This is a genomic window from Candidatus Acidulodesulfobacterium acidiphilum, assembly GCA_008534395.1.
In the GTDB taxonomy this organism is placed as follows: Bacteria; SZUA-79; SZUA-79; order Acidulodesulfobacterales; family Acidulodesulfobacteraceae; genus Acidulodesulfobacterium_A; species Acidulodesulfobacterium_A acidiphilum.
In genome coordinates this window covers 1-7,827 of record SHMQ01000040.1, presented here as the reverse complement: position 1 = coordinate 7,827, position 7,827 = coordinate 1, and the positions used below count along the sequence as shown (strand labels likewise).

Here is a 7,827-nt window from a genome sequence, read left to right as displayed (position 1 = left end):
ATTTAACTTCTATCTTTTCTATTTACATTCTGCTGGCTGGGGCGGGAGGATGACTCCCTTCGGTCGTGATCCCATACTCAACATTATAATTTATTTAACTTCTATCTTTTCTATTTACATTCTGCTGGCTGGGGCGGGAGGATTCGAACCTCCGAATGCAGGAATCAAAATCCTGTGACTTGCCGCTTGTCGACACCCCAAATTAAAATATAAAAATTCACAACTTATAAGTTGTGAACCGAAAATCACGAACTATTCCTGATTGCTTACCGCGGTTTCATAAGACGCGAGCACCGCCGTCTCTATCATATCCCTTGTTTCGTTGTTAAGAGGATGCGCCGTGTCTTTGAATGTGCCGTCTTTTCTTTTTTTGCTTGGCATAGCGACAAATAAACCGTCCTTTCCGTTAATAATTTTAAGGTCCCTTACTACGAAACAATTATCGAACGTAATCGTAACATAGGCTTTTAATTTTTCTTCATTAACAGGAAAAACATTAACTTCTGTAACTTGCATAAAAATCCCTCCAAAATGAAATCGGTTGAGTAATAGTTTATAAAGTTTCCGTCAAAAAAATCAAATGCACTATGTTGTTAAAATTAAACGATTTTATTTTACTTATGTATTCTTTAGCACTATGCTCCGAAGTAAAAGCCCCAAACACGGCAGAGCCGCTGCCTGACAAAAGAGAAATTTCCGCTCCGTTTAAAATCATAGATTCTTTAATTTCTTTTATAACCTTATAATTTGCAAATATAACGTTTTCGAAATCGTTTTTTAATTTTAATTCTTTAAAGCCTAAGTATTGAATATTATAATAATTTGACTTATTTGTCAACAAAAAATCGTCGTAATCGTCATATGCTTTTTTTGTGCTTATTCCGAAATCGGGTATTACTAAAACTATATAGTACTTCATAAGAGCGCTTGATTCAATTTCTTCTATTTTTTCGCCGAAACCGGATACTACTGCATCTTTCTCGGTAAGAAAAAAGGGGACGTCCGATCCGATTTTTAAAGCTATTTTCGTTAATTCTAATTTATCTAAATGGTTGCCGTAAATTTCATTTAATTTTAATAAAAGTCCTGCTCCGTCGCTTGAGCCGCCGCCTAAGCCGGCGTTAAAAGGAATATTTTTTTCTATTAATATATCTATTCCTTTATTTCTTACGTTTAGCGTATTAAAAAAAAGCTTGGCAGTTTTTATAGTTATGTTACCCTCGTTGGAGAGCGATTGAAGTTCGCGTTCCGAAATTTTGTTTTTTAAATTTGAGCCTGCAACCGTTTTAATATTATACTGTCCGTCCGTTAAATTAAACGTTATCTTATCTTTAACGTTAATTTTTCTCATAAGAGAAACTATTTTATGAAGTCCGCATGATTCTTTTTTACCGATATTTAAAGAAAAGTTAACCTTGGCGGGAGCGAAATAAACTATATCTTTCATAAAGAAGCTAAAGAAGCAGCAGAATAATTGGCGAAATTAATAAATATTTGAGGATAAACACCCATTATAAGCGTAAAAAACAGGCATATTATTATGGCCAGCATTATTCCTTCACTTATATTTCCGTTAACTATTCCGTAATTTTTACCTTCAGCCTCTATACATGAAACGGCAGAATCTTCCTTATCGGGCATATACATTTTAACTATTATCTTGATATAGTAATATGCCGCAAAAGCACTGTTAAGCAAAGCGATAAAAACTAACCAATAATAGCCGGATTTTACGGCAGCCGAAAATACGTAAAATTTTCCCATAAATCCCGAAGTAACCGGTATTCCCGCAAGAGACAGCATAAAGAAAGCCATAGCCGCCGAAATAAAGGGATATTTATATCCTATACCGGTATATTTTTTTATATCCAAAGAAACAATATCGGAATTTTCAAATATTATAACTACCGCAAAAGCTCCCGCCGTCATAAAAACATATGCAAAAAGATAAAAAAGCGTGCCGGAATAACCGTAAAATCCGCCGCCTATTATTCCTATAAGTATGTAGCCTGCCTGAGCTATCGAAGAATATGCTAAAAGTCTTTTAATGTTTGAAGATAAAATAGCCGCTATATTTCCAAAAGTCATCGACAAAACGGCAAGGATCCAGAGAATATCGTTGAAATTGATAACGTTAAAATTATAAATGAGCAGATAAATTCTTAAAAATATTGCAAAAGCAGCTACTTTTATTCCGGTTGCCATAAAAGAAGTTATCGGAGTAGGTGCGCCGTCGTATGCGTCCGGGGTCCAAGCGTGAAAAGGAAATAAAGACATCTTAAAGGCTAATCCTACAGTAAAAAGTAAAAGTCCGACGGAAAGATATTCGCCCATACCGCTTAAAATAGAAGTACTGCCGTTTTTACCGTAGGAAATGTTTTCCAAATAGGAATGTATTAAACTTAAGTTCAGGTGTCCGACTGCAGCGTAAATAAATACAGACCCGAAAATTAAAAAAGCGGATGCAAAAGTTCCCAGTATAAGATATTTAAGCGCAGCTTCCGTACTGCGCGTGTTTCCTCTTATATATCCGGTAAGTATATATGCGCAAATAGACATAAATTCTAAAGATATAAAGACCATTATCAAATTATTGGATGACACCAAAAACATCATCGCCGATATTCCAAAAAGAATTATACTGTAATATTCAGGATAAGGGACATCGAAATTTTCTATATAATCTTTAGAAACAAGGACGGTTAAAAAACCAGACAACAAAATAGCAATAAATAAAAATACGTCATAGCCGTTAAATACTACTGACCCGTAAAATCCCGTCAAATTTCTTCCCGACAGCATAGCGACGTATAAAATTGAAAACGCTATGCCGATTAAAGACAGATAATACGAATTTTTGCTTTTTGCTATTTTTTCAAAAAACGTTAAAAATAGTACTATAAAAGCAAATAGTATTATTACCGCTTCCGGTATAATGCTTATCATGCTTTTTTCCAAAGAATTTAATCCGTATATTGCAGGCATAATATTATGCATTGGATAACCCCGTCTTTATTTTTATGGCATTATATAAAATCTTGTGATGATTGAGCATAGTTAAAAAATGTAAAACCGAAGGACCTATTCTGTCTAAAAAAGGAGCAGGATAAAATCCCATTAAGACCATCAATATTATTAAAGGCAAAACGGTTATAATTTCCCTAAGGTTCATATCGTCGAAAGACTCAAGATGATGATTGTACGGCTCTGTCTGCTCGTGAGGAGCTTGAAACATCACTCTCTGGAACATCCATAATAAGTAAACCGCCGCAAAAATGATACCGCTGGTTGCAATAATCGTCAACGCAGGATATGAGCGGAACGAACCTATTAAAATTAAAAATTCGCCGATAAAACCGTTTAAACCGGGCAGTCCGACTGAGGCCAGCACGGAAGTTAAGAATAAAACGGTTAAAATAGGAGCTTTTTTCGCTATTCCTCCTAAATCTTTAATCTGCCTCGTATGCATCCTTTCATAAATCATACCTACAAAAAGAAATAACGCTCCGGTATCTACTCCATGATTTAATAGCTGATAAACCGCTCCGTTTATGCTTACGGCGGTCAATGCAAACAATCCCACCATTATGAAGCCCATATGCGAAACGCTGGAAAATGCGACCAATCTTTTAAGGTCTTTTTGAACGATAGAAACAAATGCGCCGTATAAAATTCCTATAACGCCTATTATCACTAAATACGGAGCTAAAATTAGCGCTGCATTCGGAAGTAAAGGTATTGCAAACCTAAAAAATCCGTAAATTCCGAACTTCAATAAAACGCCGGCAAGTATAACGCTGCCTGCGGTAGGGGCTTCGGTATGCGCATCGGGCAGCCACGTGTGAAACGGAAAAATGGGGACTTTAATCGCAAACCCAAGAAATAAGGCTATAAACAGCAATATCTGCAAGCCTACCGGAATATTGGTATTATACAACTTAATTAAATTGAACGTAAAATTGCCCGTCTGTTGATAATGTATTATAAATATATAAATTATGCCGAATAACATTACTAAAGAGCCGGCAAGGGTATAAAGAAAAAACTTTACCGCAGAATATATTCTTTTTCCGGTACCCCACATTCCTATTATAAAATACATAGGTATCAGCATAAATTCCCAGAAAACGTAAAACAGCAGAACGTCCAACGCAGCAAAAGTACCTAACATAAATGTTTCCAGCAGAAGCATCAAAATAACGAATTCTTTAACATGGTCTTTTATGTACCTGTAACTTGACAACAAAGATACGAACGTTAGCAAAGTCGTTAAAAGAATTAAAAAAAGACTTACGCCGTCGATACCCAAAAAATAAGATGCGCCGAACGACGGTATCCAGTTAAATTTTTCTATGAATTGAAACTTATACGTATCAGGCTTAAAATAGATAAATAGATAATATGAAGCTATAAACTCTGCGAGCGACAAAAACGTCGCAAGGTTTCTCAAAAGCCCTTCATTTTTCTTATTTATAGGCAGCAATATCAATACGGCGACGGTTGGAAAAAAAATCAGTATAGTTAAAATGTATTTCATAAAAAAAGCCATTTTTAATATCCTTTATAGTTTATATGTTATCCTTACCGCGTTAATTTTATATATATTGTCGTTACCTGATAAAATAATAAAAAAGAACTGCCGCAACGCCTATAGAAAGCGTCAAAATATAGCTCATCAGCATACCGTTTTGAATTTTTCTAGCTTTAACCGAAAAATTACCGAATGCTCCGGCAATCCCGTTAACTGCGCCGTCTATTATCTTAATATCCACGATTTTCCAGAGAAAATCAAAAAAAACAAGCATTGGTTTGACGATTAGAAAATCATATATTTCGTCTATATAAACCTTATTATAAGAAAGTTCATAAACCGGTTTAAACATATTCTTGATTTTTTCGGGATCTACAGCCTTTTTAATATACAATAAATATGCTATATATATTCCGATTAAACCCGCAGCCACGGAAATAGAACTAAGTGCGTACCAAGGCATATTATTTACTATAGGCGCAAAATTTTTAGCATTCAGAAAATCAACATGCAAAAATTTATAAAATACAGAATGATTTAAGGGCGGTATTCCCAGAAAACCAATAGTAGAAGCAAAAACAGCCATTATTATCATAGGAATCGTCATAATTTTCGGAGATTCATGCACATGTAAACCCTTATCTACTTTAGACTCTCCAAAAAAAGCTAAAAATATCAGCCTGAAAATATAAAATGCCGTCATTAATGCCGTTATCTCTCCTACAGCCCATGCAAAATAATAACCCTTATTATAAACATCCGCCAATATAGCATCTTTAGAAAAAAAACCGGAAAACGGAGGTATACCCGACAGCGCTAGACCGCCTACTATGAAAGTTATCGCGGTAGTTTTCATTTTCGAGTATAATCCGCCCATTTTTCTTAAATCCAATTCTCCCGAAAGTCCGTGCATTACGCTGCCCGCCGTTAAAAAAAGCAGTCCTTTAAAAATAGCGTGGGATATAAGATGAAACATGCCTGCCGTATATGAACCTATGCCTACCGCCATAAACATATAACCCAGCTGACTGACAGTAGAATATGCAACTATTCTTTTTATATCATACTGGGTAAGAGCTATAAACGCCGCAAAAAATGCAGTGAACGTTCCTACTATGAGAACGACTTCAGAGGCCGTAGGCGAATATGAAAACAGCACGTGAAATCTTGCTATCATATATACTCCTGCTGTGACCATTGTTGCTGCATGTATCAACGCGCTGACGGGAGTAGGACCTTCCATAGCGTCCGGCAGCCATACATGCAAAGGGAACTGTGCCGATTTTCCTACAGCTCCTGCAAATAACAGAAGCGCTATAACGGTTACGGTCAGCGTCGGTAATGTAGGCACCATAGCAAATATTTTTTCGTAATTAAGAGTTTTAGTCGTCATAAATAAAAGGAATATTCCCGTTGCAAACCCAAAATCCCCGACTCTGTTTACTATAAATGCTTTTTTGCCTGCATCCGAGGCAGACTTTTTTTCATACCAGAAGCCAATAAGTATATAGGAGCAAAATCCGACCGCTTCCCAAAATACGTATAGTAAAAGCACGTTATTAGACATAACCAGCATTATCATAGAAAACACAAACAAATTTAAAAAAGAAAAATATCTCGAAAAACCTTTATCGTCCTGCATATATCCTATAGAGTATATATGAACAAGAGTACTTACCCCGGTAACCATCACTAGCATAATTACGGAAAGCCTGTCTATAACTGCAGAAACTCCAACTTTTAAAGTTCCTGCATGTACCCATGGATAAAGAGTATCGGTAAAGCCGTGAGAATATGCGACTATAAAAAACAAAATAACTGACAAAATAAAGGATATTCCAATGAAAGCGCTGGCTAAATATCCTGAAAGCCCTTTAATATATCTTCCGAACAAACCCCATAACAGAAACCCCGCAAGCGGAAATAACGGAATGAGCCAAGTAATAGATGTTTTAAAATCCATTTTATTAACTACCTTTTATATTAATTTTTTAATTCGTTTGCTTTATCCATGTCCACAGTTCCTTTTTCCCTGTAAAAAGCAACTATAATACCCAGGGCTACTGCAGCTTCGGCAGCCGCTACCACCATTACGAAAATGACGAATACGTCGCCGGAAATAAGATTTAAACGGTTAGATACCGCTACGAAGCCGAGATTTGCGGCATTAAACATCAATTCTAAACTCATAAAAACAATTATTAAATTTTTCCGCATAAGAACGCCGAGAGCGCCGATACAAAAAATTATTCCAGCTACTATCAAATAGTTATTCATAAATTTATCACCTTATTTACCGCCGTTATTTTATTAAAGTTTTTTCTTGGCAAATAAATATGCCCCTATAATCGCTACAAAAAGCAGTATAGAAGCAATTTCAAAAGACAGAGTATATTTAGTAAATAAAAATTTTCCTATGACCTGCGTATTGCCGATTTTATTTATTACCGCGTGAGTAAATATGCCGGTAGGCTTTTTGGTCTTTCCGCCTACCGTATATATAACTATTTCCGCAAACAAAACTATTGCAATTACGATTCCGATAATTTTCTGATGAAAATCCGTCTTTACGGCGTTTAATCTAGAAATATTTAACAACATTATAACCAATACTACAAGAACCATTATCGCTCCGGCATAAACCAGTATCTGCATTACGGCAAGAAACTGCATATCTAAAAGCACGTAGAAACCTGCAAGCGCAAAAAAACAAAGTACTAAATAAAGCGCTGAAGTCAATGGATTTTTCATAGATATAACCATCAGCGCAGAAAAAATAGCTATAAATGCAAAAATGTAGAATAGTGCTTCCACGATTAATACCTCAAGTTTTATCTAGATTTAATTAATTTATCTATGCCGTAAATGCCTTCATCCCGCGTATAAAATGCAACCTCGTAATCGGTTCCAAGACTGATAGCTTCCTCGGGACATATTTCTTCGCAGTAACCGCAACAGATACATCTTAATAAATCGATTTCAAATGAAGACGGATGACGTCTTCCGTCATTGTAAATTCCTTGTTTTAAATTGTCTAAACTGTGATTATGTTTTTGCCTTTCCGTAAGTTCGTGTTCTAATCCGTAGTCCACGTAACCGGTTTTTATTTTTATCGCTTCGGACGGACAGACGGTCTCGCATAAAATACAAGCTACGCATCTTAAAGAGCCGTCGCCGTTAACGTTAAGATGAGGAAAAGCCCTGAATCTTTCGGCTATCCTTAGATGCTCCTTTGGATACTGAAACGTTACGGGTTTTTGAAAAAAAGTTTTAATAGTCGTTTTAAGACCTATTAA

8 protein-coding genes and 1 tRNA gene are annotated in these 7,827 nt (G+C 35.8%); all 9 read right to left on the bottom strand.

What is annotated here, in order from left to right:
• Positions 1-125 precede the first annotated feature (125 nt).
• Positions 126-200: transfer RNA gene (locus tag EVJ48_09250), tRNA-Gln, on the bottom strand.
• Positions 201-252: 52 nt separating this feature from the next.
• Positions 253-516 (bottom strand): septation regulator SpoVG, encoded by a 264-nt coding sequence (gene spoVG, locus EVJ48_09245; protein ID RZV37278.1) that lies wholly within the window; start codon positions 514-516, stop codon positions 253-255.
• Between the two features lie 37 nt (positions 517-553).
• Positions 554-1,447, bottom strand: a complete 894-nt coding sequence (gene ispE, locus EVJ48_09240) for a 4-(cytidine 5'-diphospho)-2-C-methyl-D-erythritol kinase (GenBank protein ID RZV37277.1) — start codon at positions 1,445-1,447, stop codon at positions 554-556.
• Positions 1,444-2,997, bottom strand: a complete 1,554-nt coding sequence (locus EVJ48_09235) for an NADH-quinone oxidoreductase subunit N (GenBank protein ID RZV37276.1) — start codon at positions 2,995-2,997, stop codon at positions 1,444-1,446. Before EVJ48_09235 ends, ispE begins: the two co-directional genes overlap by 4 nt.
• Positions 2,990-4,537 (bottom strand): NADH-quinone oxidoreductase subunit M, encoded by a 1,548-nt coding sequence (locus EVJ48_09230; GenBank protein ID RZV37275.1) that lies wholly within the window; start codon positions 4,535-4,537, stop codon positions 2,990-2,992. Before EVJ48_09230 ends, EVJ48_09235 begins: the two co-directional genes overlap by 8 nt.
• A 73-nt stretch (positions 4,538-4,610) precedes the next feature.
• Entirely contained in the window at positions 4,611-6,494 is a 1,884-nt protein-coding gene (locus EVJ48_09225; protein RZV37274.1) for an NADH-quinone oxidoreductase subunit L, read from the bottom strand.
• Positions 6,495-6,514: 20 nt separating this feature from the next.
• Entirely contained in the window at positions 6,515-6,808 is a 294-nt protein-coding gene (gene nuoK / locus EVJ48_09220; GenBank protein ID RZV37273.1) for an NADH-quinone oxidoreductase subunit NuoK, read from the bottom strand.
• Positions 6,809-6,841: 33 nt separating this feature from the next.
• Positions 6,842-7,294, bottom strand: a complete 453-nt coding sequence (locus EVJ48_09215; GenBank protein ID RZV37279.1) for an NADH-quinone oxidoreductase subunit J — start codon at positions 7,292-7,294, stop codon at positions 6,842-6,844.
• Positions 7,295-7,362: 68 nt separating this feature from the next.
• The coding region (locus EVJ48_09210; GenBank protein RZV37272.1) for an NADH-quinone oxidoreductase subunit I at positions 7,363-7,827 on the bottom strand (465 nt) is incomplete at its 5' end.

What these genes read in the sequence shown, in the direction of transcription:
- EVJ48_09215 (RZV37279.1), bottom strand. Translation starts at nt 7,294, where the DNA reads ATGGTTATATCTATGAAAAATCCATTGACTTCAGCGCTTTATTTAGTA.
- spoVG (RZV37278.1), bottom strand. Translation starts at nt 516, where the DNA reads ATGCAAGTTACAGAAGTTAATGTTTTTCCTGTTAATGAAGAAAAATTA.
- EVJ48_09235 (RZV37276.1), bottom strand. Translation starts at nt 2,997, where the DNA reads ATGCATAATATTATGCCTGCAATATACGGATTAAATTCTTTGGAAAAA.
- EVJ48_09230 (RZV37275.1), bottom strand. Translation starts at nt 4,537, where the DNA reads ATGAAATACATTTTAACTATACTGATTTTTTTTCCAACCGTCGCCGTA.
- nuoK (RZV37273.1), bottom strand. Translation starts at nt 6,808, where the DNA reads ATGAATAACTATTTGATAGTAGCTGGAATAATTTTTTGTATCGGCGCT.
- EVJ48_09225 (RZV37274.1), bottom strand. Translation starts at nt 6,494, where the DNA reads ATGGATTTTAAAACATCTATTACTTGGCTCATTCCGTTATTTCCGCTT.
- ispE (RZV37277.1), bottom strand. Translation starts at nt 1,447, where the DNA reads ATGAAAGATATAGTTTATTTCGCTCCCGCCAAGGTTAACTTTTCTTTA.